Raw genomic sequence first — 24696 nt, forward strand, 5'->3', positions numbered from 1 at the left:
CTTCGCAATTAAGGACGAGCGACCTAGGGGTGCGCCGGAACCGCGTCGATTGTGGGAACACCCCATAGCGGCTCGTCCAGGGACTTCAGAAACGCTGCGTGCCGTTCAAGTTCCACCGCACTCGCGGTGAACCGCCGCGCCGGCCGGATATGTACCCGAGTCGGCGCCTCGGCGATGGTCTCCGGCATTACCGGCACCTCCTCGGCCAGGCCCAGCGTGATCTGGCGCCCGCCGGTGAGCTCGACATAGACCTGCGCCAGCAGCTGCGCGTCGAGCAACGCGCCGTGCAGCGTCCGCGCGCTGAGATCGATGCCGTAGCGGCTGCACAGCGCGTCCAGCGTGTGCTTGGCGCCCGGATGGCGGGTGCGCGCGAGCACCAGCGTGTCGACCATCCGGCTGAGGTCGATGATCGGACGGCTGCAGCGGCCCAGCTCGCCGTTTAAGAAGCTGAAGTCGAACCCGGCATTGTGCGCGACCAGCGGCGCGTCGCCGATAAACGCCAGCAGATCCTCGACGACGTCCTCGAACAGCGGCTTGTCGGACAGGAAACGTTCGGACAGGCCGTGGACGTTGAACGCCTCCACCGGCATCGGCCGCTGCGGATTGATATAGGCGTGGAAATGGTTGCCGGTGGCAACCCGGTTCACCAGCTCGACACAGCCGATTTCGACGAGGCGATCCCCGCCTGAGAAACTGAGTCCCGTCGTTTCGGTGTCAAACACGATTTCCCGCATGGAGCGCTTATCCACCCGCAGGCGGCGCGAGGCAAGCGATCACCTTGCGTACGCAATCTTCCGTAACCTGAAGGCCTTCGCCGGTAGGGATCACGAAATCGGCGCGGGCGCGCTTTTCGGCATCGGGCATCTGGCGCGCGAGGATGGCGTCCAAGCGGTCCGCGGTCATACCGGGGCGGGCAAGGACGCGTTCGCGCTGCACCTCGGGCGATGCGGAGACGACGGCGATCTTGTCGACATGCCGCCAGCCGCCGGCCTCGAACAGCAATGGTACGTCAAGGACGACCAGCGGCGAGTCTGCATACGTGGCGAGGAACGACTCGCGCGCTTCCGCCACGGCGGGGTGCAGAATCGCTTCGAGTCGGGCGAAGGCGGTGGGGTCGGCCATCACCGCCTCGCGCAGCAGCGTGCGATTCACGCCGAGTTCGGTGGTCGTGTCCGGGAATTCGGCTTCGATCGCGGCCACCGCCGTCCCGTTCGGGCCCTGAAGCTGGTGGACGGTTGCGTCGGCATCGAACACCGGCACGCCGTCGGCGGCGAACATCGCCGCAACGGTCGACTTGCCCATGCCGATCGAGCCAGTGAGCCCGAGCACGATCGGCCGCTTGCTCATGCGGTGAGCAGCGCGCGCAGTTCCTCGTCGCGCTCGCGCGGGGGCTCGGCGCCGAAGAAGAGCTCGAAGGCGAGCGCGGCCTGGCCGACCAGCATCTCGAGCCCGTCGACCGTGTCCAGCTCGCGAGCCCGCGCCTGGGCGAGCAGCGGCGTCTCGAGCGGAGCGTATACGATATCGTACACCACCGCATGTTCGGGCAGCGGATCGAGATCCAGGTCGAGCGGCGGCTGACCGGCCATGCCGAGCGGGCTGGCGTTCACCAGCAGGTCGGCAGGCGGCAGCGTCGCGCCGATCGGCAGTGCATCGCCCTTCACGCCGAAGCTGGAAAGCAAGGCAGCCCCCTTGAGCACGTTGCGGTTGAGGATCGTCACCCGGCCGATGCCTACGCGCGACAGCGCGAACAGCACCGCGCGGGCACCGCCGCCGGCGCCGACAACCACGGCATGGCGGCCTTCCAGCTCGAGCCCGGCAATCGGCGAGAAGAAGCCGCCGGCATCGGTGTTGGTGCCGATCAGCGCACCGTCCTCGCCGCGAATCACCGTGTTCATCGCGCCGATCGTGCCGCGCACACCGCCGGGATCGCCGACCAGGTCCATCACCGCCAGCTTGTGCGGAATGGTGACGTTGCAGCCGCGCCAATCGGCGTCGTCCTTCGCCTGGGCGAAATAAGTGGCGAGATCGTCGCCCAGCACTTGAGTTCGGCGATAATCGCCTTCGATCCCGAGCGCATCGAGCCAGAATTTATGGATGATCGGCGATTTGGAATGGGCGATCGGATCGCCGATCACCTCGGCATAGCAAGTCACTTGGGCATCACTCCCCGGGTGCGCAGATAGTCGAGGATCGGCAGCAACGGCATGCCGAGAATGGTGAAATGGCTGCCCTCGGTGCGGTGGAAGAGCTGCACGCCCGGACCTTCGATCCGGAAGCAGCCGACGCAGCCGGCGATGGCGGGCCATTCCACATCGATATACGATTCGATGAAGGAGTCGCTCAGGGGGCGGACATGCAACCGCGCACGATCGACATGCCGCCACACCGGCCGTCCGCCCTCCGCGATCACCGCCGCGCTGAAGATATCGTGGGTCTTGCCCGACATGCGCTGGAGATGGTCGCGCGCTTGATCACGGCTTTCGGGCTTGTCGAGCAGGCTGCCGTCGTCGAGGGCGACGAGAGAATCGCCGCCCAGCACCAGCGCCTGCGGCGCCATGCGCGAGACCTTGAGCGCCTTCAGCTCGGCAAGCGCGTCGGCGAGGTCGCGAGGGCTGACGCCTTCCGCAAGCAGCGACTCCTTTGCGCTGGCTTCGTCCACCAGCGCCGGCAGCGCCTCGTGCGCCACGCCCGCTGCATCGAGCATTGCGCGGCGGGAGGCGCTCTGGGACGCAAGAACGAGCATGGGCATTATCGGCGTTCCATCGCGCGGTCGTTGCAAAGCTGAATGATCGCGGCCGCGGTTTCCTCGATCGAGCGGCGGGTGACGTCGATCACCGGCCAGCCATTGTCGGCGAACATTCGCCTAGCGAAGGCGATCTCGCGCTGCACCGCTTCCTGGTCGACATAGTCTGTCTCCGGCGCCTGGTTAAGCGAGAGCAGCCGGTTACGGCGGATCTGCACCAGCCGATCGGCGCTCGTCGTCAGCCCGACAATCAGCGGCCGCTGGAGCTGGAACAGCTTGGCCGGCGGCGGCGATTCGACCACGATCGGAATGTTCGACACCTTGTAGCCGCGATTGGCGAGATAGATCGAGGTCGGCGTCTTGGACGAGCGCGAGACCCCGGCAAGCAGGATGTCGCTTTCCTCCCAATCCTCCCAGCCGATGCCGTCATCATGGGCGATGGTGAACTGGATCGCGTCGACGCGGGCGAAATAGGCCGCGTCCAGCATGTGCTGGCGCCCCGGCCGCGCCTTGGCTTCCTGACCGAGCAGGTTGGACAGCGCATGGCTCACCTGGTCGAGCGGCGCGATCGCCGGCAGGCCCAGCGCGCGGCACCGCGTCTCGAGCATGCGACGGATGTCGCGATTGACCAGCGTATAGATCACCAGCCCCGGGTTCTGCGCAATCTCCTGCAGGATGCGCTCCAGATGCGCCTCGCTGCGCACCATCGGCCAGAAATGCCGCCGCGGCTCGACATCGTCGAACTGCGCCAGCGCCGCCTTGGCGATGTTTTCCAGCGTCTCGCCGGTGGAATCCGAGAGCAGGTGCAGGTGCAGCCGCATCAGGCTGGGGAGCGATCTGTGCATAACATGACGAACAAGCGGTAGCGTAACCGCGGCACCCGGCCAACCCGCCCGAGTCCGCGATTCACCGCGTGATTCGTCCACAGCCGCATCCCCAACCTATGCTTTCCATGCACAGCCTGTGAGTCTTGTGGACAGATTTCCCGAATCCGGGCGTTCCCGTATGGCGACAGGAGTCAAATTGTTGGCAAGTGACTCACATCGCCATAAGCCCCGGCTTTCACCGGCCAACAGACTCCAACATCCTGAGAATCGAATCTTCTAGTAGTGGGATCCCGGCTCTGACTCTTCGCGCTTCCAAGCCGCTGCTCGCGACCCTGCAAGGGACTCGCCAGCCCGTTCCGCCCGTCTGGCTCATGCGCCAGGCCGGTCGGTACCTGCCCGAATATCGCGCGCTCCGTGCCGAGAAGGGCGGATTCCTCGCCCTCGCGATGGACTCCGAGTCCGCCGCGGAGATCACGCTGCAGCCGATCCGCCGCTTCGGCATGGACGGCGCGATCCTGTTTTCCGACATCCTGGTGGTGCCGATGGCGCTCGGCCAGCAGCTCTGGTTTGAGACCGGCGAAGGCCCCAGACTCGCCCCGACGGTGACGGCGCGCGACGTGCTCGACGGCTTCGATGCCGATTCCAGCGTCCTGGAGCCCATCTACGGCACGATTCGACGGGTGAAGGCGTCCCTGGACCCCCAGACCACCTTTCTGGGCTTTGCGGGCTCTCCCTGGACCGTGGCGACGTACATGATCGCGGGTCAAGGCAGCCGCGAGCAGGCTGAGGCGCGCCGGCTCGCCTACCGCGATGAGGGCCTGATGCAGGCGCTGGTCGATCGCATCGCCGACCAGACCATCGCCTATCTGCGCGCCCAGGCCGAAGCGGGCGTCGAGGCGGTGCAGCTGTTCGACAGCTGGTCGGGCAGCCTCAGCCCCGCCCAGTTTGAACGCTGGGTGATCGCCCCCAACGCCCGGATCGCGGCCGCGGTTCGGGATTTGGTGCCCGTGATCGGATTCCCGAAAGGGGCAGGGGGCAAGCTCGCCGCCTATGCCCGCGAAACCGGAGTCGATGCGATCGGACTCGACGAAACAGTCGATCCCGAATGGGCGAACGCGGTGCTGCCGGAAGGGCTGCCGGTGCAGGGCAATCTCGATCCGCTGGCGCTGATCACCGGCGGCGCGGTGCTCGACAGCGCGATCGACCGGATCCTCGCGGCCTTCCCGGAGCGGCCGCATGTGTTCAACTTAGGGCATGGCATCCTGCCCGACACGCCGATCGCGCATGTCGAGCAGCTGCTGGCCCGCGTGCGGGGGATGGCAGCATGATCGGCTGGCTGGGCAGTGCCTATCTTTGGGTGAAGGCGTTCCACGTTATTTTCGTGGTGTTCTGGATGGCGGGGCTGTTCCTGTTCCCGCGCTACCTGATCCACCATCAGGAGGCGCTCGGCACGCCCGAGGCGGCGGCCTGGGCGAAGCGCGAGGCGATGCTCAAGCGGATGATCCTCACGCCCTCTATGGTGATCGTCTGGGCGTTCGGACTGGCGCTGTCGGCCAATATCGGGCTGTTCGACGGGCAGGCGGGGATCGGCTGGCTGCATGCCAAGCTGCTGCTCGTGGTGCTGCTCAGCGGCTATCATGGCTGGGCGGTGGGCTATGGGAAGAAGCTGGCGCGCGGGGAGGCGCCCATCGCCACCCGCACGCTGCGCTTCCTCAACGAAGTGCCGGCGCTGGCGCTTGTCTTCATCGTCATTCTCGCCGAGGTGAAGCCGTTCTGAGAATTACCGCGATTCGGCGGGGTAGATCTGCGCCGAATCGCAGTTGACTTGGGGCCACCCGCTACCTAATTTTGCAGGCGTGTACCGAACCCCGGTGCATCCTTCCTCCAAGCATCGACTCCTGCGCGCACCCTTCGCCGATCGACGCTCTCCCCCTTAGAATTTCCGGACCTTCCATGCATCTCAAGGACCTCAAGAAAACCGCCCCCGCCGAGCTGGTCACCATGGCCGAGGCACTGGGCGTCGAGAGCGCGTCGACGCTGCGCAAGCAGGACCTGCTCTTCGCCATCCTCAAGGCCCAGGCCGAACAGGGTGACCAGATCATGGGCGAAGGCACGATCGAAGTGCTGCCCGACGGCTTCGGCTTCCTGCGCTCGCCCGAGGCCAATTATCTCGCCGGCCCCGACGACATCTATGTCAGCCCCAACCAGGTCCGAAAGTTCGGCCTGCGTACCGGCGACACGGTCGAGGGCGAGATCCGCGGGCCAAAGGACGGCGAACGCTATTTCGCCCTCACCAAGCTGGTGAAGGTCAATTTCGACGATCCCGATGCGGTGCGCCACCGCGTCAACTTCGACAACCTCACCCCGCTCTATCCCGAGCAGAAGCTCCGCCTCGACACGCTCGACCCGACGGTCAAGGACAAGTCGGCCCGCGTGATCGACATCGTCGCCCCGCAGGGCAAGGGCCAGCGCGCGCTGATCGTCGCCCCGCCGCGCGTCGGCAAGACGGTGCTGCTGCAGAACATCGCCAAGGCGATCACCGACAACCATCCGGAAGTCTTCCTGATCGTGCTGCTCATCGACGAGCGCCCGGAGGAAGTCACCGACATGCAGCGTTCGGTGAAGGGCGAAGTGATCAGCTCGACCTTCGACGAGCCCGCCACCCGCCACGTGCAGGTCGCCGAAATGGTCATCGAAAAGGCCAAGCGCCTGGTCGAGCACAAGAAGGACGTGGTGATCCTGCTCGACTCGATCACCCGCCTCGGCCGCGCCTACAACACCGTGGTGCCGAGCTCGGGCAAGGTGCTGACCGGCGGTGTCGACGCCAACGCCCTGCAGCGCCCGAAGCGCTTCTTCGGTGCCGCGCGCAACATCGAGGAAGGCGGCTCGCTCTCGATCATCGCCACCGCGCTGATCGATACCGGCAGCCGCATGGACGAAGTGATCTTCGAAGAGTTCAAGGGCACCGGCAACTCGGAAATCGTCCTCGACCGCAAGGTGGCGGACAAGCGCATCTTCCCGGCGCTCGACGTCGGCAAGTCGGGCACCCGCAAGGAAGAGCTGCTGGTCGAAAAGGCCAAGCTCACCAAGATGTGGGTGCTGCGCCGCATCCTGATGCAGATGGGCACCGTCGATGCGATGGAATTCCTGCTCGACAAGATGAAGGATTCGAAGACCAACGAAGACTTCTTCGACAGCATGAACCAGTAACGCGAACGCTTCCCGTTCGTGGATTTGGCAAGGCCGGGCAGGGTGCCCGGCCTTTTTGCGTTCGGGTGCAGGGAACGTCTCGCGGCGGGCATGCGTAGGCGTTGCGTACGCCGATCAGAGCGCTAGGGTTTCCGCATGATCGATCTTCTTCTCAGCGCCGCGGCGGGCGGCATCGGCTCCCCGCTCGACATCTGGCAGCACATCGTGGCCGATTTCTCCAACCTCGGCGACCCGGCGGCACTCGCCGCGTTCGGATCGGTACTGATGATCGACCTGGTGCTGGCCGGCGACAATGCGATCGTCGTCGGCGCGCTGGCGGCGGGGTTGCCGGCAGAGCAGCGCAAGAAGGTGATCCTGATCGGTATCGGCGCGGCGCTGGTGCTGCGCATCGCCTTCGCACTGGTGGTCAGCTGGCTGATGGGGATCGTCGGGCTGATCTTCGCGGGCGGCCTGCTGCTGCTCTGGGTAAGCTGGAAATTCTGGCGCGAGATCCGTCACGGCGGCGAGAGCGCAGGCTCGGCGGAGATCGAGGGCGACGAACGCTCGGGCGTGCGCTCGGCACGCAGCTTTGCGGGGGCCGCCTGGGCGGTTGCCGTCGCCGATGTCTCGATGAGCCTCGACAATGTGCTGGCGGTCGCCGGCGCGGCGCGCGAGCACCCGGGCATTCTCGTGGTCGGGCTGCTGCTGTCGGTATTGCTGATGGGGCTCGCGGCGAATCTGATCGCGAAGCTGATCGATCGCCATCGCTGGATCGCCTATATCGGCCTTGCGGTGATCGTCTTCGTCGCGTGCAAGATGATCTATGAAGGCTGGGTCGGCACTGCCGAGACGGCGGGGCTCACCAGCCTGTTCTGAGCCGTTAATCCGCTCCCGCGCGCTTCCGAACGGAAGCGGGGCGGGAGCGGGAAGAGTGATCAGCCGAGATGCTCGGCGAAGAAATCGGCCGTGCGCTTGTCGGCGAGCTGCGCGGCTTCTTCGGACCGGCGCTTGCCCAATTCCGCGGCGAAGCCGTGATCCTCGCCCGGATAGTCGTACAGCGTCACCTTGGGATGATCATCCAGCCCTTCGTGCATCTTGGCCTGCACCTCGGGCGAGACGAAATGATCTGCGACCGGGATGTGCAGCATCAGCGGCTTGGCGATTGCGTGCTTCTCGCCCAGCAGCCCGTCGATCCCCACCGCATAATAGCCGACGCTCGCATCGATGTCGGTACGTGTTGCAGTCATATAGGCCAAGCGGCCGCCCAGGCAGAAGCCGACCGCACCTACCTTGCCGCCGCCCAGCTCGGCGCGCGCGACCTGGATCGTCGATTCGATGTCGGCAATGCCCTTGTCCTGGTCGAACTTGCCGAACAGGTCGAATGCCTGCTGCATCTCCTCCGGAACATCGGCATCGAGTTCGATGCCCGGGCCCAAGCGCCAGAACAAGTCCGGCGCAATTGCCAGATAGCCCTCGCGTGCGAAGTCTTCGCACTTCTGGCGGATGCCTTCGTTCACGCCGAAGATTTCCTGGATCACGATGATTGCCGCGCGCGGGGTGCCTTCAGGACGCGCGACAAAGGCGGAGAAGCTGCCGCTCTCGTCCAGCGCGTCGATCGTCAGGGTGCTCATAGCAGATACTCTCCGGTTAAGCGCCGCTCATGATCGAGCAGCCAGGATTTGGTCATCGGGCCATGCCCGGCGGAGTAGGCGCCGAGCCCACCATCTTGATTCAGCACACGGTGGCAGGGCACCACCAGCGGAAAGGGATTACGCGCACAGAGCTGCCCGATCGCCCGCGCGCTGGAACCCAACGCGCGAGACAGCTCGCTATAGCTGATGGTCTTCCCGAACGGCACGGCGATCAGGCCATCCCGAAGGATAGCACCGCGCACAGTGGCGGTTGGCGCCAGTCGCAGGTCGAAATGGCGCCGCTCACCGGAGAACCATTGGGCGAGCTGTTCGACGGCCGCGCGCACGGCCGGGCTGCTGCCGCGAGCCGGCGCGCCTTCCGCGCCGATGCTGATCCGCTCCAAATGCCCTTCCGTGCCTTCGATCCGGATAGGGCCGATGGGCGTTGCGATCAGGGCATGGTCGCGCGCATACATGAGCATGGCCTAGCAGGGGGCCGGGGATGCGCTCAAGCGCGGAAGGAAGCTCATGAAGATCAATGTCGAAGTCGAGTGCACGCCGGAAGAAGCGCGCCGCGCCATGGGCTTGCCGGACCTTACCCCGGTGCATGATCGCTATGTACAGCTGATGGTCAAGGCGATTGAGAGCCACGGCACGCCGGAAGGCTTCGAGCAGATGATGCGCAGCTGGGCGCCGATGGGTGAGGCGGGCATGAATTTCTGGCGCGGTCTGTTCGATGCGGCGACCAAGAAGCCGGGGAGCTGACGCACCCGCATGGATACGATCTTCGCGGTTTCCAGCGGTGCGCCGCCGGCGGCGATCGCCGTCATGCGGATCAGCGGAACCCAGGCATTTGATTCGGTGCGCGCGCTCGCGGGAGAGATTCCTCCTCCGCGCCGCGCTGTGCTGCGAACGCTTCGAGATGCGGCGGGCGAGGTGCTGGACCACGCGCTGGTGCTGTGCTTCCCGGGTCCAGGGTCGGCCACGGGCGAGGATCTCGCCGAACTCCACCTTCATGGCGGTAGGGCCGTCGTTCGCGCGGTGGAAGCCGCACTGTCGGCGTTGCCGCACTTGCGGGCAGCGGAAGCAGGTGAGTTCACCCGCCGCGCCCTGCTTCATGGTCGGCTCGATCTGAGTGAGGCGGAGGGGCTGGGCGACCTGCTGACGGCGGAGACCGAAGGCCAGCGGCGCGCGGCGATCCGCACCGCAGGTGGGGCGGTGCGGCAACATGCCGAGGACTGGACGATAAGGCTGCTCGGCATTGCAGCGCGGATTGAGGCCGAGCTCGATCATGCCGACGAGGATGATGTTGTGGGGCTAGATCCGCTCCCGGACCTTCGTGTCGCCGCGGCGGCGCTTGGTCAGGATATTGCGGCGGTGGCGGCGCGCCCGCCGGTGGAGCGGCTGCGCGACGGGTTGCGGGTGGTGCTGGGCGGTCCGCCCAACGCGGGCAAGTCGACGCTGTTCAACGCACTTGCCGAACGCGAGGCGGCGATCGTTTCTCCGATCGCGGGGACGACGCGTGATCGGATCGAAGTGCCCGTGGTGCGGGCAGGTCTCGCATGGCTGCTGATCGACACGGCAGGGCTTGCGGAGCATACCGAGGATCCCATTGAGGCAATCGGTGTGGCGCGGGCGCGCGATGCCGTGGCGGAGGCCGATCTGCTGCTGTGGCTGGGGGACGACCCGCCGCCGCCGCATGCCTGTGCGCTGTGGGTACATGCACGCGCCGACGCCGAGGGGCGTTCGCCAGCGCAGATCAATCAAGTGGTGGTTTCGGTTCGCCACGGCACAGGGCTCGAACAGCTCTGGCAGCGCATGTCGGAGGCGGCGGCATCGCTGCTGCCGCCTCCGGATCTTGTGGCGTTGAATGCACGGCAACGGGGGTGGTGCGTTGCGGCGGCGGATGCGCTGGCGCGAGCGGCGGTCCTCGACAACCCGCTCCTTTTCGCGGAGGAACTTCGCGCTGCTCGACGCGCGCTGGATGCGATCACCGGGCGCGCTGGCGTCGAAGATGTGTTGGACGCGCTGTTCGGGAAGTTCTGCATCGGTAAATAAAGTGTTTCACGTGGAACACTCGTTTGACCGTTCCGCCGCACGTGCTCTGGACAATCTGCTCGCGAAGGCGTTTAGCGGCCCCATGCAATTCGATGTGATCGTGATCGGTGGCGGCCATGCCGGCACGGAGGCGGCTGCGGCGGCCGCGCGCCGCGGCGCCCGCACGGCATTGCTCAGCTTCGATCTGACCAAGCTTGGCGCGATGTCGTGCAACCCGGCAATCGGTGGTCTCGGCAAGGGCCATCTAGTCCGCGAAATCGACGCGCTTGACGGCTTGATGGCGCGGGCGGCCGATGCTGCCGGCATCCATTATCGCATGCTCAACCGGTCAAAGGGCACGGCCGTGCAAGGGCCGCGGGTACAGGCCGATCGTGGACGCTATGCGGCTGCGATCCAGGCCATGCTGCGGGTACAGGAAGGCCTGACCGTCATCGCCGGGGAAGCCGAAGCATTGATGCTGGAGGGCAGCCGCATCGCCGGCGTGCAGCTTCGCGACGGCACGGTGCTCGCCGCAGCCGCCGTCGTGCTGGCGACCGGCACTTTCCTAGGTGGTCGGCTGTTCCGTGGCGAAGAGCGGTTCGATGGCGGCCGGGTGGGCGAAGCCTCGGCACTTAGGCTCGCCGCGCAACTGCGCGAGTTGGCGTTGCCGATGGGAAGGCTGAAGACGGGCACGCCACCGCGTCTCGACGGACGGACAATCGACTGGGCGCGAACTGAGACGCAGCCTTCAGACGAAGAGCCCTGGACCATGTCGCCGATGGTAGCGGCACGCCCGCTGCCGCAGCTGCACTGTGCCGTCACGCGCACCACGCAGGCCACGCATGATGCGATCCGTCGCGGGCTCGATCGATCGCCGCTGTTTACTGGCGCGATCGAGGCGCAGGGGCCGCGCTACTGCCCGTCGATCGAAGACAAGGTGCATCGGTTCGGTGACCGCGACGGGCACCAGATATTCCTAGAGCCGGAAGCGCTGGATCATCACTGGATATATCCGAACGGGCTGTCGACTTCGCTGCCTGTAGATGTCCAGGCGGCGATGATCGCGTCGATCCCCGGGCTGGAAGACGCGACTATCACGGTGCCCGGCTATGCGGTGGAATATGACTATATCGATCCGCGCGCACTCGATTCCACGCTCGCGTTGCCGTTGATCCCCGGCCTGTTCTTCGCGGGCCAGATCAATGGCACGACCGGCTATGAGGAGGCGGGCGGGCAGGGGCTCGTCGCCGGCGCCAATGCGGCCGCTTTGGCCCTGGAGGCAGTGCCCTTGGTGCTGGATCGCGCTACGTCCTATCTGGGGGTGATGATCGACGATCTGGTGCTGCAGGGCGTGACCGAGCCCTATCGGATGCTGACCGCGCGTGCGGAGTTCCGGCTGCGGCTGCGCGCCCATAATGCAGAAACCAGGCTGGGCGCGATCGCCGACGTGCTTGGTCTCCTGGGGACCGAGCGGCGCGCGCGGCTGCAAGCGCGTGAAGCGGGTCGGGCCCAGCTGGACGCGCTGTTCGCCGTGGAGCGAACCGCGCACCAGCTCAACCAGCAAGGCGCCCCGGTTGCACAGGATGGCGCGCGTCGCCCCGCGCGGGAGTGGCTGCGATTTCCGGGTGTCGAGATCGCGCACGTGCTCGACGTGACGCCGGAGGCTGATCCGGAGTTGCTTGCCGAATATGTTGAGGACGCCCGCTATGCCCCCTATCTGGAGCGTCAGGACGCCGAGGTGGCACAGCTTCGGACGAACGATGCGGTACGCCTGCACCCTGGTCTCGACTATGCGTCGATCCCAGGGCTCTCCAACGAAATGGTAGAACGGCTTTCGACGGCGACACCGGAAACATTGGGTGCGGCTGCGCGGATCCGTGGGATCACCCCGGCGGCTTTGTCGGCGATCCTTCTACACGCACGAAAGGTCGTCGCATGACAGAAGCGGAAGCCCGCCTCTGGGTTCGCGAACGATACGGTGTTTCACGTGAAACACAGCTTGCTACATTTGGTTCGATCCTGACGACCGAGGCCGAGCATCAGAATCTGATTGCCCGCTCTACGTTGGAAAGCCTGTGGTCTCGTCATCTGACGGATTCGGCGCAGCTGGTTCCGCTGTCGGAGGGTGCGCCGCAGGGGGCCTGGCTTGACGTCGGGAGCGGGGCGGGGCTTCCTGGTCTCGTTGCCGCGTTGCTCACGGATCGCGTGGTCGTGTTGGTTGAGCCACGAGCAAAGCGCGTGCTGTTCCTGCGCGACGCCGCCGAGCGGCTCGGCATTGCCGATCGCGTCACCGTGATCGGTAGCAAGGTTGAGTCGTTTCGACCGGCGCTTCCGGTCGCGGTCGTTTCCGCGCGGGCGGTCGCCGAACTGTCGGCGTTGATGTTGTCCACAGTCCACTGCACGGATTTGTCCACAGTCTGGTTGCTCCCCAAAGGGCGCAGTGCACAATCGGAGGTGGATGCCGCGCGCGCGAAATGGCAAGGTCGGTTTCACGTGGAACCCAGCATCACGCAGCCGGACTCGGGCATCGTGGTCGCAACACAGATAGGCGCCAGATGATCACCATCACGATCGCCAATCAGAAGGGCGGGGTGGGCAAGACCACCACCGCCATCAATGTCGGCACCGCGCTCGCCGCCACTGGCCAGCGTGTGCTGCTGATTGACTTCGATCCGCAAGGGAACGCGTCGACCGGGCTAGGCATCGGGCGTGGTGACCGCGAGCATTCCAGCTATGATCTGCTCGTGTCCGACGCAGATCTGGAAGACGTTGCGGTGCCGACCAGCGTGCCCGGGCTGGACGTGGTACCGGCGACGCAGGACCTGTCCGGCGCCGAGATCGAGCTGATCGAGTTCGAGGCGCGCACGCACCGGCTCGATGCCGCGATCAAGCGCCACCATGCCGAGCGGTGGGATGTGATCCTCGTCGATTGCCCGCCGTCTCTGGGCCTGTTGACGGTCAATGCTATGGTGGCGGCGCATGCCTTGCTCGTGCCGCTCCAGTGCGAATTCTTCGCACTCGAGGGCCTCAGCCAGCTGCTCAATACGGTCGAGCGGATCCGCACCCGGTTCAATCCCGGTCTGTCGATTCTTGGCGTCGCGCTGACCATGTATGATCGCCGCAACCGGCTGACCGATCAGGTTTCGGAAGACGTGCGGGCGGTACTGGGGCGCGTGGTGTTTAATACCGTGATCCCGCGCAACGTTCGCCTCTCGGAAGCGCCGAGCCATGGCGTGCCGGCGCTGATCTATGACCATCGCTGTGCCGGCTCCGAAGCCTATATCGCGCTGGCGCGCGAAGTGATTGATCGACTCCCCAAGCTCCAGAAGGCCGCATGACCGATTCTCCCGCCGCCGCCCGCAAGCCTCGCCCCGGTCTTGGCCGCGGGCTTTCCGCATTGCTGGGGGACAGCCTTGCCGAGGAGCCGATCAAGGGCAACCCGACGAGCAGCTCCGGGGTACGGATGCTGCCGATCAGCTCGCTGGTCGCTGATCCGAACCAGCCGCGCCGCCACTTCGATGAGGAAGCTCTGGACACGCTGGCCGAGTCGATTCGGACGCGCGGCCTGATCCAGCCGATCTTCGTGCGCCCGCATGGGCAGAGCTTCCAAATCGTCGCCGGCGAGCGGCGGTGGCGTGCCGCGCAGCGGGCACGGCTGCATGAAGTGCCGGTGATCGTCCGGGAACTGAACGACGCCGAGACGCTCGAGATCGCGCTGATCGAGAACATTCAGCGTCAGGACCTCAACGCGATCGAAGAAGCGGAGGGCTATGCCCGCCTGATCCGGGAGTTCGGGCATACCCAGGAAGCGCTGGGCAAGATCGTCCACAAGTCGCGCAGCCACATTGCCAATCTGCTCCGTCTGCTCGATCTTCCGGAGCCGGTCCGTGAAATGGTCGTGGATCGCTCGCTGGAGATGGGGCATGCGCGGGCACTGATTGGCGCGCCGGATGCCGAAAAACTGGCGCAGGAGGTTGTTGCCAAGGGACTATCGGTACGAGACACGGAGAAGCTGGCACGCACCGCCAAACCCGCGCCCAAGCGGAAATCCGTCGAAGGCCGCACGGAGCTCGACCCCGATATTGCGGCCCTGGAGCGGCATCTGGGTGATGTGCTTGGCCTGCACGTCCGTATCGGCCATGCGGAAAAAGGCGGCACGCTCACGGTTCAATATTCGACGCTCGATCAACTTGACATGGTCTGCCAAAGATTGAGCGGAGAACGCATCTGATCTGGTTCCTCTGTCCTTTGTGGCAGGGTTGACCTTCTGCAATCACATGGCAACTTTGTGCCATGCTGCTCTTCGCACAAGATCGGGCATCAACCCTGTCCTTCGACTTCCCGCTGTCACGCACTGCGGCGCTGGAACGTCTCGCCGCCTTCGTGCCTGAGGCTGGCCGAACCTACGCCGAACGGCGCGGCCAGGATGCAGGGCCTGGTCGGCATCAGGCGGTCTCTCGCCTTTCGGCTTCGCTGCGTCGGCGGCTGATCAGCGAGGAAGAGGTGGCGCGCGCAGTCGTAACCGCTCATGGATCCGATGCTGCTGCGAAGTTTCTCCAGGAGCTGTTCTGGCGCACCTATTGGAAAGGATGGCTGGAACAGCACCCAACGGTTTGGCGTACATGGCAACAGGCATGCGCCTATTATCTCGACAAGATCCCGGCGGGATATGCGCGTGCCGTGGCGGGGCGAACCGGCATCGACGCGTTCGATGGCTGGGTACAGGAGCTCTGCGACACCGGCTATTTGCACAATTGGGCTCGGATGCAATTTGCATCCATATGGGTTTTCACCCTAGGGCTCCCCTGGGAATTGGGAGCGGCATTTACGCTCACGCATCTGGTGGATGCTGACCCTGCATCCAATACGCTTTCCTGGCGCTGGGTTGCTGGGTTGCAGACTGCCGGGAAATATTACCTCGCCGACGCTCAGCGCATTCAAAGACAAACGGGGGGGCGGTTCAACCCACAGGGTCTAGCGACACAAGCGCATGTTCCACGTGAAACATCTGTCATTGAGACACGGGATCTGCTCCCGCCTACCCCTATCGATCTTCGTGCACCCACACTGCTGTTGTTGACACCCGAGGATCTTTCGCTGGAGACACAATCGGCACTTGATGCGCTTCCTGTTGCAAGGGTTGTAGCGTGCCGCAGCCATTGCCACGGGGCCGCAGACATTGCCGCAGTCGCGGACGGTCTGCAGCGCGCGTCGAGCCACTGGCAGGTCCCCGCCGCCTGGCTAGACGATTTGGGCGACGTCGCCGCGCTAGCGAACACGCAAAGTCTAACCCAGATCGTGACGGGATATGCGGCGGTCGGGCCTACCGCCGATGCTCTCGCCGAACATCGCGCGATGTCCGTACTGCGGATTACAGAATATCGGCGAAGTTGGGACGAGCGAGCTTGGCCGCTCTGTCGCAAGGGCTATTTCGCCTTTGCCAAGTCCATACCCATGCTGCTCGCCGCAGCAGGCATCGGTAGCAGCGAAGAGTAATCTAGCCTCTATTTGGTAAAGCTAGGGTAAACGCGGAGGGCCGAAGTCGGAAGCGGTCGCGACATGCGAGCAGCGCTGACCGAAAAGCGGCAGAGCTTCCGCGAGAATGTTCGCTAAGCGGCCTTGCCTGATAGCCCATCTTGCCTTGAGCCCAAACGCGCTCTGCCCAGCACAGTAGGACGATTCGACGGTCGGGAAGGGTACACCTCGTGGAAAAGAAGTGGCCAGACTACCTTTGCCGCCGCCGTCCAACCGCATCTCCTTGCATCCTCGCTATGTATCGCGCACCAAGATTGCATGCACGCATCCCGAGACGAAATTGCGGGGCTGACGATCGTCACCCATCCGCTGGTCCAGCACCGCCTTACCCAATTGCGCGACCGGGGCACGCCGCCCGAGCGCTTTCGTGCCGAGTTACGCTCTGTGGCAGCGCTGCTTGGGGCTGCCGCCTTTGCCGATCTTCCGCTCGCACTCCAACCGATACACACCCCCATCGCGACGATGAATGCGCCTGTGCTGGTAGGCGCGCCTCCGGTGATCGTCCCCGTATTGCGCGCGGGACTCGCCATGGCCGACGGTCTGCTGGATCTGCTTCCGGAAGCGGCGATCGCGCACCTTGGCCTGTATCGCGACCCGGCGACGCTTGCAGCCATTGAATATTATTTCAAGGCGCCCGCGGACATCGCCGACCGCCCGGTCATGTTGGTCGACCCGATGCTGGCCACCGGCAACAGCGCTATCGCCGCACTCGATCGTCTGAAAGCAGCAGGCGCGCGCGACCTGCGCTTCGTCTGCCTGCTAGCGGCCCGGCCAGGGGCTGCAGCGGTTCGCACAGCCCATCCGGATGTACCAATCTGGACGGCCGGGCTCGATCCTCTGCTGGACGGACAAAGCTATATCGTCCCCGGTCTCGGTGACGCGGGGGACAGGGCGTTTGGCACCAGCCACATTGAAGATGCACAAGGATCGCGCGACGGAGCCTAACGCTGGCGCGTGCATTTCCGCTTCATCTCAGCTAGCGCGAACGAAAGAGAAGGGGGAATAGATGGCGGGTGGCCTGGTCGCATTGCTGGACGATATCGCGGCGCTGGCGAAGCTGGCAGCAGCTTCGCTCGACGACGTGGCCGGGGCGGCGGGCAGGGCCGGTGCCAAAGCCGCCGGTGTCGTCATTGATGATACCGCGGTTACGCCACGCTACGTGGTCGGTCTCAGCCCGAACCGAGAACTGCCGATCATCGGCAAGATCGCGCTCGGCTCAATCGCCAACAAGCTTCTGGTGATTCTCCCGATCGCGCTTCTCCTCAGCGCCTTCGCCCCGTGGGCGCTTACCCCTATCCTGATGCTGGGTGGCACCTATCTTTGCTTCGAAGCCGCGGAAAAGATCCTGGAAGCGCTGCTGGGCAAGCATCACGGCGACGAGGTGCGGGCGATCACCGATGTCAAAGCGCTGGAAAAAAGGCAGGTTCTGGGGGCGATCCGTACCGATCTGATCCTGTCGGCCGAGATCATGGTCATCTCGCTGTCGCAGCTGCCCGCCGATATGTCCTTCCTGACGCGAGCGGTGGCGCTGGTGCTGGTGGCATTCGCGATTACCATCGGCGTCTATGGTGTCGTAGCGCTCATTGTGAAGATGGACGATATCGGGCTGCATCTCAGCCGCAACGGGGCGACCGGCGCCGTCGCGGGGCTAGGTCGCGGGCTGGTCAAGGCGATGCCGATATTGCTCACCGCGCTGTCGCATATCGGGGTAGCAGCGATGGCCTGGGTCGGCGGCGGCATCCTGCTGCACGGGCTGGAGGAGTTCGGGTTCGGCGCGGTCCCGCACGCGTTGCATCATGCGTCAGAGGGCGCCGGCGCGGCGACGGGCGCGCTGGGTGGCGCGGTTGAATGGCTGGTCTATGCGCTGGGTTCCGCGGTGGCGGGGCTGATCGTGGGCGGCGTGATTGCGGGACTGCTCCACCTGATCCCGCGCAAGGGGCATTGAACGGACTGTTTCCCCCGGAGGGGAGAGGGACCGCAACGAAGCTGTGGGGGAGGGGTATCTCCGTCGAAGGAGAGGTCCTCCACACCAGCGTCGACACCCCTCCGTCGCGCCGCGCGCGCCACCTCCCCTTGCAGGGGAGGATCTTGCAGCAGATCGGGACCGATCCCGACCCCCGCGCGTTCGCCCCCTGACCAGGGAGGCCCGCATGCCCATCACCATCAACGGCGTCGAACACCAGCTCGACGTCGATCCACGCACCAGTCTGCTCGATTTTCTCCGCCGCGATGCCGGCCTCACCGGCACCAAGAAGGGGTGCGATCATGGCCAGTGCGGCGCCTGCACGGTGCTGCTCAACGGCCAGCGCATCAACAGCTGCCTCACCCTCGCGGTGATGCACGACGGCGACAGCGTCACCACGATCGAAGGCCTCGGCACGCCCGACGCGCCGCACCCGCTGCAGGCGGCGTTCGTCCGCCACGACGGCTATCAGTGCGGCTATTGCACGCCCGGCCAGATCTGCTCGGCCAAGGCGATGCTAGACGAGATCGCGGCGGGCTGGACCAGCGTCGTCAGCGACGATCTCGCCGGTAGCCCCAGGCTCTCCGAGGCGGAGATCCGCGAGCGGATGAGCGGCAATCTCTGCCGCTGCGGGGCCTATTCGAACATCGTCGCGGCGATTTCGGAAGTGGCGGAGGCGCAGGCATGAAGCCGTTCGACTATCAGCGCCCGCACGGGCTGGGCGAAGCGCACCAGCTGCTCGTCGCGGACGGCGCCAAGCCGATCGCCGGCGGCACCAACCTGCTCGACCTGATGAAGCTGGAGGTGGAGACGCCGACCGCGCTGGTCGACGTCAACCGGCTGCCGCTGGGCGGGATCGAGCCGCATGGCGCGGGGCTGCACATCGGCGCGTTGGTATCGAACAGCGCCTGCGCCGCCGATCCGCGCATCCGTGGGCAATATCCGGTGCTCGCCCGCGCGATTCTCGCGGGCGCCACCTTCCAGCTGCGCAACAAGGCGACCACCGGGGGCAATCTCTGCCAGCGGACGCGCTGCTATTATTTCACCGACCTCAGCCAGGCGTGCAACAAGCGCGAACCCGGCAGCGGCTGCGCGGCGATCGGCGGGTTCAATCGGATTCACGCCATCCTCGGCGCGAGCGACGCCTGTATCGCCACCTATCCGGGCGACATGGCGGTGGCGCTGTCAGCGCTCGAGGCGACCGTCGAGATCGTCGATGAGAAGGATAACAAGCGGACGGTGCCGGTGCGCGACTTCCATCGCCTGCCCGGCGACACGCCCGAGCGCGACAATGTCCTCGAACCCGGCGACGTGATCACCGGGGTGGTGCTGCCGGCGCCGGCGAGCGGTACGCAACTCTACCGCAAGGTGCGCGACCGCGCGTCCTATGCCTTCGCGCTCGTCTCGGTGGCGGCGGTGATCCATGTCGAGGGCGGCGTCATCGCCCGGGCGCGGCTCGCCTTTGGCGGGCTGGCGCACAAGCCGTGGCACGATTCGCGCGTGGAGTCGCTGCTCGAAGGCGAGGCGCCTTCGGACGCGCTGTTCGACCAGGCCGCCGCGCTGCTGCTCGACGAAGCCAGGGGGCAGGGCAGCAACGATTTCAAGATTCCGCTCACCCGCCGCACGCTGAAAGCCGTGCTGCGCGAAGCGACGGGAGGTACGCTGTGACTCGCCTGTACACGATGGACAAGCCGGACGAGCGCAACCGGCTGGATGCGATGGCGCAGGGCATCATCGGCCGCCCGCTCGATCGCCCGGATGGCAGCGCCAAGACCAGCGGCGTGGCGCCCTATGCGGCGGAATATCCGATCGACTGTGCCGAAGGTGTGCTCGTCCTCGCGACGATCAGCCGGGGTGAAGTGGTCGAGATCGAGTCCGCGCCCGTGCTCGCCATGCCCGGCGTGCTGGCGGTGATCGCCGATCCGCGGATGATCACCCGCTCGGCGCAGGGCGGGGCGGGCGAGTCGCCGGTGCGCGAGATCCATAAGGTCGATTATCACGGCCAGCCGGTCGCGCTCGTCGTCGCCGAGACGTTCGAGCAGGCGCGCGACGCCGCCACCCGGCTGCGCATCGCTTATCGCGCCGATGATCCCGCCAAGGTGCCGCTCGATTCCGAGGACGGCCGCGCCAGCCACGAACCGTTCGGCGAGCCGGTGCAGCAGGGCGATCTCGACGCGGCGATGCGCGATGCCGCGCATGCGGTCGACGTCACCTACACGACTGAGGGCCATGCCAGCGCGGCGATGGAGCCGCATGCCAGCATCGCCGAATGGGACGGCAACACGCTCACCGCCCATTCGAGCCTGCAGATGCTCAAATACAACCAGAAGGAGCTTGCCGACGCGCTGGGGCTCGAGCCCGAGCAGGTGCGGCTGATCGCGCCCTATGTCGGCGGCGGCTTCGGCTCCAAGCTCGGCATCAGCGCGGAGCTGACCGCGGCGGCGGTAGCGGCGATCGAGCTCGGCCGGCCGGTGCGGGTGGTGATGAGCCGCCAGCAGGTGTTCCAGACGGTGATGCGCCGCTCCGAGACGCGCCAGCGCATCCGCCTCGCCGCCGATGCCGAGGGGCGGCTGGACGGCTTCGGCCATGAGGCGTGGGTGTCCAACCTGCCCGGCGAGGAATTCGCCGAGCCGGTCACCCAGGCCAGCGAGTTCCTCTATCGCGGCGCGCACCGCACGCTGCGGATCGATCTCGCCCGCATCCACCGGATGACCGCGGGCTCGGTCCGCGCGCCGGGCGAGGCGGTGGGCATGCAGTGCCTCGAGGCGGCGATGGACGAGCTGGCGCTGGTCAGCGGCATCGATCCGGTCGAGCTGCGGCTGCGCAATATTCCCGAAGAGCATCCGAGCCAGGGTCTGCCCTATAGCTCGCGGCGGCTGGCGGAATGCCTCAAGATCGGCGCCGAGCGCTTCGGCTGGGACGGCAGCGACCGCCGCCCGCTCCAGCGCCGCGAAGGCGAGTGGTGGATCGGTACCGGCATGGCGACGGCATGCCGCGTCCACAATCTCAACGAGGCGCAGGCCAGGGTGACGCTGTCGACCGACGGCACCGCCATGGTCGAAAGCGACATGACCGATATCGGCACGGGCACCTATGCCATTCTCGGCCAGATCGCGGGCGAGATGCTCGGCCTGCCGCCGGAGAAGATCCTCGTCCAGCTGGGCGACACCCGCTATCCGCCGGGTTCGGGCTCGGGCGGTAGCTGGGGCGCGGCGTCCACCGGCTCGGCGGTGTTCGCGGCCTGCGAGGCGATCCGCGAGCAAATTGCCGACCAGCTCGGCTGCGACGAGGCCGATCTCACGCTCAAGGACGGCGAGGCGATCACGGGCAATCGCCGCATCCCGTTCACCGAACTGCTCAAGGCCGACCTCACCGAGACCGGTCATTTCAAGAATGGCGGGATCGACGAGCAGTTCGCCATCGCGATGTACGGCGCCTTCTTCGTCGAGATGGGCGTGAACGCCTATACCGGAGAGACGCGGGTGCGGCGGATGACCGGCGCGTTCGGGCTGGGCCGCGCGCTCAACGAGAAGACCGCGACGTCGCAGTGCCTGGGCGGCATGGTGTGGGGGATCGGCAGCGCGCTGACCGAGGCGCTGATGTTCGACCCGCGCGACGGCCACCTCGTCAACCACGACCTTGCCGAATATCACGTGCCGGTGAACGCCGACGTGCCCGCGCTGGACGTGGTGCTGGTCGACGAGCGCGATCCGGCGGGCAGCCCGCTCCAGGCAAAGGGCGTCGGCGAGCTCGGCATCTGCGGCGCGGCGGGGGCGATCGCCAACGCGATCTACCATGCCTGCGGGGTGCGCGTGCGCAGCTTCCCGATCACGCCCGACAAGCTGCTCGCCGAGCTACCCGACCTCTGACCCGGAAGCGATTGCACCATCAGACAAAAGCCTATTTCTTATAACAGGTTAAGCAAAAATGCCGACAGCGGAATGATTGTCAGCGGGCATCCGCCCCGATAGGAGACGTTTGCGATCGTGTGGGGACACGCTCGCACCCGTCGTCGTTCCGCTGACAGGCGGAATGTCGGTGGGGATACGTCCGGAGAGGGGAACATTTGGGTGCCGAACTACCCGTTGACGCGGTTCCACGAACAGGCGTCGCTCAGCGAAGTGGAAGCCGAAGTTCTGCGCAACATGGGCGATCCGGAGATCGTCTATCGCCGACAGAGCGTTATACGCCGACAGCGCGACCCGGTAGACGGGATCTACCTGTTGATCGAGGGGTGGGCCACCTCCTCGCTTTGCCTCCCCGCCGGTCAGCGGCAGATCGTCAAGGTTCACATTACCGGCGACATGATGGGAACACCCAGCATGGTGCTCGATGCGGCGGCAGATGCGCTGACAGCGGTGACGGAGTGCCGCGTGGCGAAGGTGCCGCTCACGCGCATGCGGTCGCTGCTGATCGACTATCCGCGGCTAGGGCCCTTGCTGTTCATGGCAGTGCAGATCGAACGGCTGGCATTGATGGACATCGTTGCGGCCATGGGCAAATCCTCCGCGCGCGAACGGCTGGTGCGGCTGCTGCTCGACTTCCACGATCGGCTAATCAAGATCGGGATGGTCGAGGGCGGCCGGTTCGATCTGCCATTGACCCAAGAGTTGCTGGGCGACGTGCTGGGGCTCACCGCTGTCCACGTCAACCGGACGATGCGCCTGCTCGAGCGGGAAGGGCTGATCGCCCGGCATGGCCAGTGCATCGTGCTCGGCGACATCGAGGCTTTGCGCAGAATCTCGCCCCTGCCGCCGCGCCGCATCCGGTTCGATCCGGCATGGCTGCCCGCGCCCGGTGAGATGTAAGGCTGCTCAGGCGAGCAGCGCGTCGACGGCTTCCAGCAACTCGCGTTCGCGGAAGGGCTTGCGCAGCTGCGGCACGTCGCCGGGCAGATCTTCCGCGGTATCGGTATAGCCGGTGAGCAGCAGGAAGCGCTGCGGAAGGCCCGCATGGCGAGCCCGGGCGATGAACTCGCCGCCGGTCCCACCCGGCATCATGTAATCGGTGATCACCAGCGCGGTGCCCGGTGCGCCGCTGAGCGCTGCCAGGCCCTGGCGCATCGACTCCGCCTCGACCACCCGATGGCCATGCGCGCGGAGTACCTCGGCCGCGGCTTCACGCACGGCGGGATCGTCGTCGACGAGCAGGATCTCGGCGGTACGGGTCGGCCGGGCACGCGTCTCGTCGCGCACTGGTGGCGGCGCGTCGGTTGTCGGCAGGATCAGCGTGGCGGTGGTGCCCTGGCCGGGCGCGCTTTCCAGAACCAGCCGCCCGGCGGACTGCTCGGCAAAGCCATGAACCATCGACAGACCCAGTCCGGTACCGCGATCCCCCGCCTTGGTGGTGAAGAAGGGCTCCATCGCACGGCGCAGCGTCGCGGCGTCCATGCCGCAGCCGTCGTCGCGGACGGACAGCGCGAGATAATCGCCGCGCGGCAAGTTCCGCACATCCTCGCGGCGGGGGGGACGAACGTCGACCTGGATGGTCCCGCTGATCCGGCTTCCCGTCTTGATCGCGTCGCGTGCGTTGATCACCAGGTTGAGTACCGCCAGCTCCAGCTGATTGCGATCGGCGCGAACGGCCAGCAATTCCGGCGCGGTGCGGATCTCGCAGCTGATCGTCGGGCCGACCGAGCGCTGAAGCAGTTCCTGCAGGTCCGCGAGCAGGGCGGCCACGTCGATCGCCGCCGGGGTCAGCGCCTGGCGCCTCGCATAAGCGAGCAGCCGCGCGACCAGGCTGCGCGCACGCTCGGCGCTGCTCGTCGCGCTTTCGATGTAGCGCAGCGCCTTGGGATCTTCGCCGATCCGGGCGCGCAGCAGATCGAGACCGCCGAGAATGGGCGTCAGCAGATTGTTGAGATCATGTGCGACACCACCGGTCAGCCGACCCAGCGCCTCCAGCCGCTGCGCCTGCACAATCGCCGCCTGGCGCTGGCGGAAACGGCGCAGTTCGACCATCAGGGCCAAGCCCAGCGCCGCGAACAACGCCAGCGCCACGATCCCGCCGCCAAGAAGCACGATGCGCGTCTGCCGGGTGAATGCGGTGAAGCTGCCGCGCGGCACCGCCACTTCCACCTGCCAGCCGGCCTCCGGCACGGCGGCGACGACCGATTGCACAGCCTCGCCGCCGGCCGAGCCGGCCTGTGCGATGACCGCACCACGCTTGTCGAACAGGCGCAGGCGCCAATCGGCGGGAACCTCTTCCGCGAACAACAGAGGCTGCATGGCCTTGATCGGGATAATCGCGGAAACGACGTAAGGGACGGCGCTCCGCCGCACCACCGGTGCTCGCACGGCGAATGCCGTTCGGCTTGGGCCGCGGATCGCATGGCCAACCTGGGGCTGGCGCGTTCGCACGGCGCGGGCGAGACTGGACGGATCGATTACCTTGCCCAGCTTGCCGCCGATCGGCCTGGGCAGGTCGAGCAGGCGGTTGCCATTGGAATCGGCAACGCTCAGGGTCGCCCAGTTCGGATGATCTTCCATCAAGCGCCGGGCCAGCTCCGTGAAGCCGGGGCGGTTAATAGCGCCGTCGAGCGTCGGTGAGCGGCTGATCATCTTGACCGCATCCACGGTAGCGGCGATCTCGCGACCGACCAGTCTTGCGGTCGAGCGGCTCGCCAGCACCGCCTGCCGGTCCAGCGCCGCTCGCTGCTCGCGCAGGGTGACCGCACCATAGGCCGATCCCAGCACCACGATCGGCAGCAGGCCGGTCAGACCCATGAGGATCAGCGAACGTCGCAAAATGCCCTGTCCCCGTTATGCGAGC

General features: G+C 66.1%; 25 protein-coding genes. 17 read left to right on the forward strand and 8 right to left on the reverse strand.

From position 1 onward, the window contains the following. Positions 1-23 precede the first annotated feature (23 nt). From dnaQ to S2M10_RS09550, 5 genes are read right to left on the reverse strand one after another with little or no spacing between them, the layout of a single operon-like run. Positions 24-734: a DNA polymerase III subunit epsilon gene (dnaQ, locus tag S2M10_RS09530; RefSeq protein WP_168845826.1), complete on the reverse strand. Its 711-nt coding sequence runs from the start codon at positions 732-734 to the stop codon at positions 24-26. A 7-nt stretch (positions 735-741) separates the two neighbouring features. Beyond that, on the reverse strand, positions 742-1347 hold the full coding sequence (coaE, locus tag S2M10_RS09535) for a dephospho-CoA kinase (RefSeq protein WP_168845827.1): 606 nt from the start codon (positions 1345-1347) through the stop codon (positions 742-744). Beyond that, the gene (aroE, locus tag S2M10_RS09540; RefSeq protein ID WP_168845828.1) at positions 1344-2153 is read right to left on the reverse strand and encodes a shikimate dehydrogenase; all 810 of its coding nucleotides are present in this window, start codon (positions 2151-2153) and stop codon (positions 1344-1346) included. The genes coaE and aroE overlap by 4 nt, the downstream gene beginning before the upstream one ends. Beyond that, positions 2150-2743, reverse strand: coding sequence for a nucleoside triphosphate pyrophosphatase (locus S2M10_RS09545; protein ID WP_211090960.1), 594 nt, complete (start codon positions 2741-2743; stop codon positions 2150-2152). Before S2M10_RS09545 ends, aroE begins: the two co-directional genes overlap by 4 nt. Before the next feature lie 5 nt (positions 2744-2748). Next, positions 2749-3564, reverse strand: coding sequence for a pyruvate, water dikinase regulatory protein (locus tag S2M10_RS09550; protein WP_211090965.1), 816 nt, complete (start codon positions 3562-3564; stop codon positions 2749-2751). 302 nt (positions 3565-3866) lie between these two features. On the opposite strand from S2M10_RS09550, the gene hemE reads away from it, so the two are divergent. The 4 genes from hemE (at position 3867) to S2M10_RS09570 (ending at position 7635) form a co-directional block, all read left to right on the forward strand. Next, positions 3867-4898 (forward strand): uroporphyrinogen decarboxylase, encoded by a 1032-nt coding sequence (gene hemE / locus S2M10_RS09555; RefSeq protein ID WP_168845863.1) that lies wholly within the window; start codon positions 3867-3869, stop codon positions 4896-4898. Continuing rightward, positions 4895-5347, forward strand: a complete 453-nt coding sequence (locus S2M10_RS09560) for a CopD family protein (protein ID WP_168845830.1) — start codon at positions 4895-4897, stop codon at positions 5345-5347. Before hemE ends, S2M10_RS09560 begins: the two co-directional genes overlap by 4 nt. Positions 5348-5523: 176 nt before the next feature. Next, positions 5524-6780, forward strand: coding sequence for a transcription termination factor Rho (gene rho, locus S2M10_RS09565; RefSeq protein ID WP_010542711.1), 1257 nt, complete (start codon positions 5524-5526; stop codon positions 6778-6780). A gap of 135 nt (positions 6781-6915) precedes the next feature. After that, positions 6916-7635, forward strand: coding sequence for a YjbE family putative metal transport protein (locus tag S2M10_RS09570; RefSeq protein ID WP_168845831.1), 720 nt, complete (start codon positions 6916-6918; stop codon positions 7633-7635). Between the two features lie 59 nt (positions 7636-7694). Here the strand turns inward: S2M10_RS09570 and S2M10_RS09575 are convergent, their stop codons facing one another. Next, complete coding sequence (locus S2M10_RS09575) at positions 7695-8390, reverse strand: dienelactone hydrolase family protein (RefSeq protein WP_168845832.1); 696 nt, start codon at positions 8388-8390, stop codon at positions 7695-7697. After that, positions 8387-8866 (reverse strand): methylated-DNA--[protein]-cysteine S-methyltransferase, encoded by a 480-nt coding sequence (locus S2M10_RS09580; RefSeq protein WP_168845833.1) that lies wholly within the window; start codon positions 8864-8866, stop codon positions 8387-8389. Before S2M10_RS09580 ends, S2M10_RS09575 begins: the two co-directional genes overlap by 4 nt. Before the next feature lie 52 nt (positions 8867-8918). On the opposite strand from S2M10_RS09580, the gene S2M10_RS09585 reads away from it, so the two are divergent. The 13 genes from S2M10_RS09585 (at position 8919) to S2M10_RS09645 (ending at position 22733) form a co-directional block, all read left to right on the forward strand. Continuing rightward, positions 8919-9155: a DUF6489 family protein gene (locus S2M10_RS09585; protein ID WP_168845834.1), complete on the forward strand. Its 237-nt coding sequence runs from the start codon at positions 8919-8921 to the stop codon at positions 9153-9155. A 9-nt stretch (positions 9156-9164) separates the two neighbouring features. Beyond that, positions 9165-10448, forward strand: a complete 1284-nt coding sequence (gene mnmE / locus S2M10_RS09590; RefSeq protein WP_168845835.1) for a tRNA uridine-5-carboxymethylaminomethyl(34) synthesis GTPase MnmE — start codon at positions 9165-9167, stop codon at positions 10446-10448. An 82-nt stretch (positions 10449-10530) separates the two neighbouring features. Further along, on the forward strand, positions 10531-12366 hold the full coding sequence (gene mnmG / locus S2M10_RS09595) for a tRNA uridine-5-carboxymethylaminomethyl(34) synthesis enzyme MnmG (RefSeq protein ID WP_168845836.1): 1836 nt from the start codon (positions 10531-10533) through the stop codon (positions 12364-12366). Next, on the forward strand, positions 12363-12986 hold the full coding sequence (locus S2M10_RS09600; protein WP_168845837.1) for an RsmG family class I SAM-dependent methyltransferase: 624 nt from the start codon (positions 12363-12365) through the stop codon (positions 12984-12986). Before mnmG ends, S2M10_RS09600 begins: the two co-directional genes overlap by 4 nt. Further along, positions 12983-13765 carry a ParA family protein gene (locus S2M10_RS09605; protein ID WP_168845838.1) on the forward strand — a complete coding sequence of 261 codons (783 nt, stop codon included), beginning with the start codon at positions 12983-12985 and terminating at the stop codon, positions 13763-13765. Before S2M10_RS09600 ends, S2M10_RS09605 begins: the two co-directional genes overlap by 4 nt. Continuing rightward, on the forward strand, positions 13762-14658 hold the full coding sequence (locus S2M10_RS09610) for a ParB/RepB/Spo0J family partition protein (protein WP_168845839.1): 897 nt from the start codon (positions 13762-13764) through the stop codon (positions 14656-14658). The genes S2M10_RS09605 and S2M10_RS09610 overlap by 4 nt, the downstream gene beginning before the upstream one ends. A gap of 62 nt (positions 14659-14720) precedes the next feature. Continuing rightward, complete coding sequence (locus tag S2M10_RS09615; protein ID WP_168845840.1) at positions 14721-15923, forward strand: FAD-binding domain-containing protein; 1203 nt, start codon at positions 14721-14723, stop codon at positions 15921-15923. A 297-nt stretch (positions 15924-16220) separates the two neighbouring features. Next, positions 16221-16907 carry a uracil phosphoribosyltransferase gene (gene upp / locus S2M10_RS09620; RefSeq protein WP_168845841.1) on the forward strand — a complete coding sequence of 229 codons (687 nt, stop codon included), beginning with the start codon at positions 16221-16223 and terminating at the stop codon, positions 16905-16907. 61 nt (positions 16908-16968) lie between these two features. Beyond that, the gene (locus tag S2M10_RS09625) at positions 16969-17907 is read left to right on the forward strand and encodes a DUF808 domain-containing protein (protein ID WP_168845842.1); all 939 of its coding nucleotides are present in this window, start codon (positions 16969-16971) and stop codon (positions 17905-17907) included. Positions 17908-18112: 205 nt separating this feature from the next. Next, positions 18113-18613 carry a 2Fe-2S iron-sulfur cluster-binding protein gene (locus tag S2M10_RS09630; RefSeq protein WP_168845843.1) on the forward strand — a complete coding sequence of 167 codons (501 nt, stop codon included), beginning with the start codon at positions 18113-18115 and terminating at the stop codon, positions 18611-18613. Then, positions 18610-19593: a xanthine dehydrogenase family protein subunit M gene (locus S2M10_RS09635; RefSeq protein ID WP_168845844.1), complete on the forward strand. Its 984-nt coding sequence runs from the start codon at positions 18610-18612 to the stop codon at positions 19591-19593. Before S2M10_RS09630 ends, S2M10_RS09635 begins: the two co-directional genes overlap by 4 nt. Positions 19594-19607: 14 nt before the next feature. Beyond that, positions 19608-21794 (forward strand): xanthine dehydrogenase family protein molybdopterin-binding subunit, encoded by a 2187-nt coding sequence (locus tag S2M10_RS09640; RefSeq protein WP_168845864.1) that lies wholly within the window; start codon positions 19608-19610, stop codon positions 21792-21794. Positions 21795-21995: 201 nt separating this feature from the next. Then, positions 21996-22733, forward strand: coding sequence for a Crp/Fnr family transcriptional regulator (locus tag S2M10_RS09645; RefSeq protein WP_348770566.1), 738 nt, complete (start codon positions 21996-21998; stop codon positions 22731-22733). 6 nt (positions 22734-22739) lie between these two features. Here the strand turns inward: S2M10_RS09645 and S2M10_RS09650 are convergent, their stop codons facing one another. After that, positions 22740-24671, reverse strand: coding sequence for an ATP-binding protein (locus S2M10_RS09650; protein ID WP_168845845.1), 1932 nt, complete (start codon positions 24669-24671; stop codon positions 22740-22742). Between the last annotated feature and the right edge of the window lie 25 nt (positions 24672-24696).

The organism is Sphingomonas sp. S2M10, assembly GCF_012650175.1.
Classification (GTDB): Bacteria; Pseudomonadota; Alphaproteobacteria; order Sphingomonadales; family Sphingomonadaceae; genus Sphingomonas.

What these genes read in the sequence shown, in the direction of transcription:
- S2M10_RS09615 (WP_168845840.1), top strand. Translation starts at nt 14,721, where the DNA reads ATGCTGCTCTTCGCACAAGATCGGGCATCAACCCTGTCCTTCGACTTC.
- S2M10_RS09545 (WP_211090960.1), bottom strand. Translation starts at nt 2,743, where the DNA reads ATGCTCGTTCTTGCGTCCCAGAGCGCCTCCCGCCGCGCAATGCTCGAT.
- S2M10_RS09560 (WP_168845830.1), top strand. Translation starts at nt 4,895, where the DNA reads ATGATCGGCTGGCTGGGCAGTGCCTATCTTTGGGTGAAGGCGTTCCAC.
- S2M10_RS09630 (WP_168845843.1), top strand. Translation starts at nt 18,113, where the DNA reads ATGCCCATCACCATCAACGGCGTCGAACACCAGCTCGACGTCGATCCA.
- mnmE (WP_168845835.1), top strand. Translation starts at nt 9,165, where the DNA reads ATGGATACGATCTTCGCGGTTTCCAGCGGTGCGCCGCCGGCGGCGATC.
- S2M10_RS09585 (WP_168845834.1), top strand. Translation starts at nt 8,919, where the DNA reads ATGAAGATCAATGTCGAAGTCGAGTGCACGCCGGAAGAAGCGCGCCGC.
- S2M10_RS09580 (WP_168845833.1), bottom strand. Translation starts at nt 8,866, where the DNA reads ATGTATGCGCGCGACCATGCCCTGATCGCAACGCCCATCGGCCCTATC.
- dnaQ (WP_168845826.1), bottom strand. Translation starts at nt 734, where the DNA reads ATGCGGGAAATCGTGTTTGACACCGAAACGACGGGACTCAGTTTCTCA.
- upp (WP_168845841.1), top strand. Translation starts at nt 16,221, where the DNA reads ATGCACGCATCCCGAGACGAAATTGCGGGGCTGACGATCGTCACCCAT.
- S2M10_RS09625 (WP_168845842.1), top strand. Translation starts at nt 16,969, where the DNA reads ATGGCGGGTGGCCTGGTCGCATTGCTGGACGATATCGCGGCGCTGGCG.
- S2M10_RS09600 (WP_168845837.1), top strand. Translation starts at nt 12,363, where the DNA reads ATGACAGAAGCGGAAGCCCGCCTCTGGGTTCGCGAACGATACGGTGTT.
- S2M10_RS09605 (WP_168845838.1), top strand. Translation starts at nt 12,983, where the DNA reads ATGATCACCATCACGATCGCCAATCAGAAGGGCGGGGTGGGCAAGACC.
- coaE (WP_168845827.1), bottom strand. Translation starts at nt 1,347, where the DNA reads ATGAGCAAGCGGCCGATCGTGCTCGGGCTCACTGGCTCGATCGGCATG.
- S2M10_RS09610 (WP_168845839.1), top strand. Translation starts at nt 13,762, where the DNA reads ATGACCGATTCTCCCGCCGCCGCCCGCAAGCCTCGCCCCGGTCTTGGC.
- S2M10_RS09570 (WP_168845831.1), top strand. Translation starts at nt 6,916, where the DNA reads ATGATCGATCTTCTTCTCAGCGCCGCGGCGGGCGGCATCGGCTCCCCG.
- rho (WP_010542711.1), top strand. Translation starts at nt 5,524, where the DNA reads ATGCATCTCAAGGACCTCAAGAAAACCGCCCCCGCCGAGCTGGTCACC.
- S2M10_RS09575 (WP_168845832.1), bottom strand. Translation starts at nt 8,390, where the DNA reads ATGAGCACCCTGACGATCGACGCGCTGGACGAGAGCGGCAGCTTCTCC.
- mnmG (WP_168845836.1), top strand. Translation starts at nt 10,531, where the DNA reads ATGCAATTCGATGTGATCGTGATCGGTGGCGGCCATGCCGGCACGGAG.
- S2M10_RS09640 (WP_168845864.1), top strand. Translation starts at nt 19,608, where the DNA reads ATGGACAAGCCGGACGAGCGCAACCGGCTGGATGCGATGGCGCAGGGC.
- S2M10_RS09550 (WP_211090965.1), bottom strand. Translation starts at nt 3,564, where the DNA reads ATGCGGCTGCACCTGCACCTGCTCTCGGATTCCACCGGCGAGACGCTG.
- S2M10_RS09635 (WP_168845844.1), top strand. Translation starts at nt 18,610, where the DNA reads ATGAAGCCGTTCGACTATCAGCGCCCGCACGGGCTGGGCGAAGCGCAC.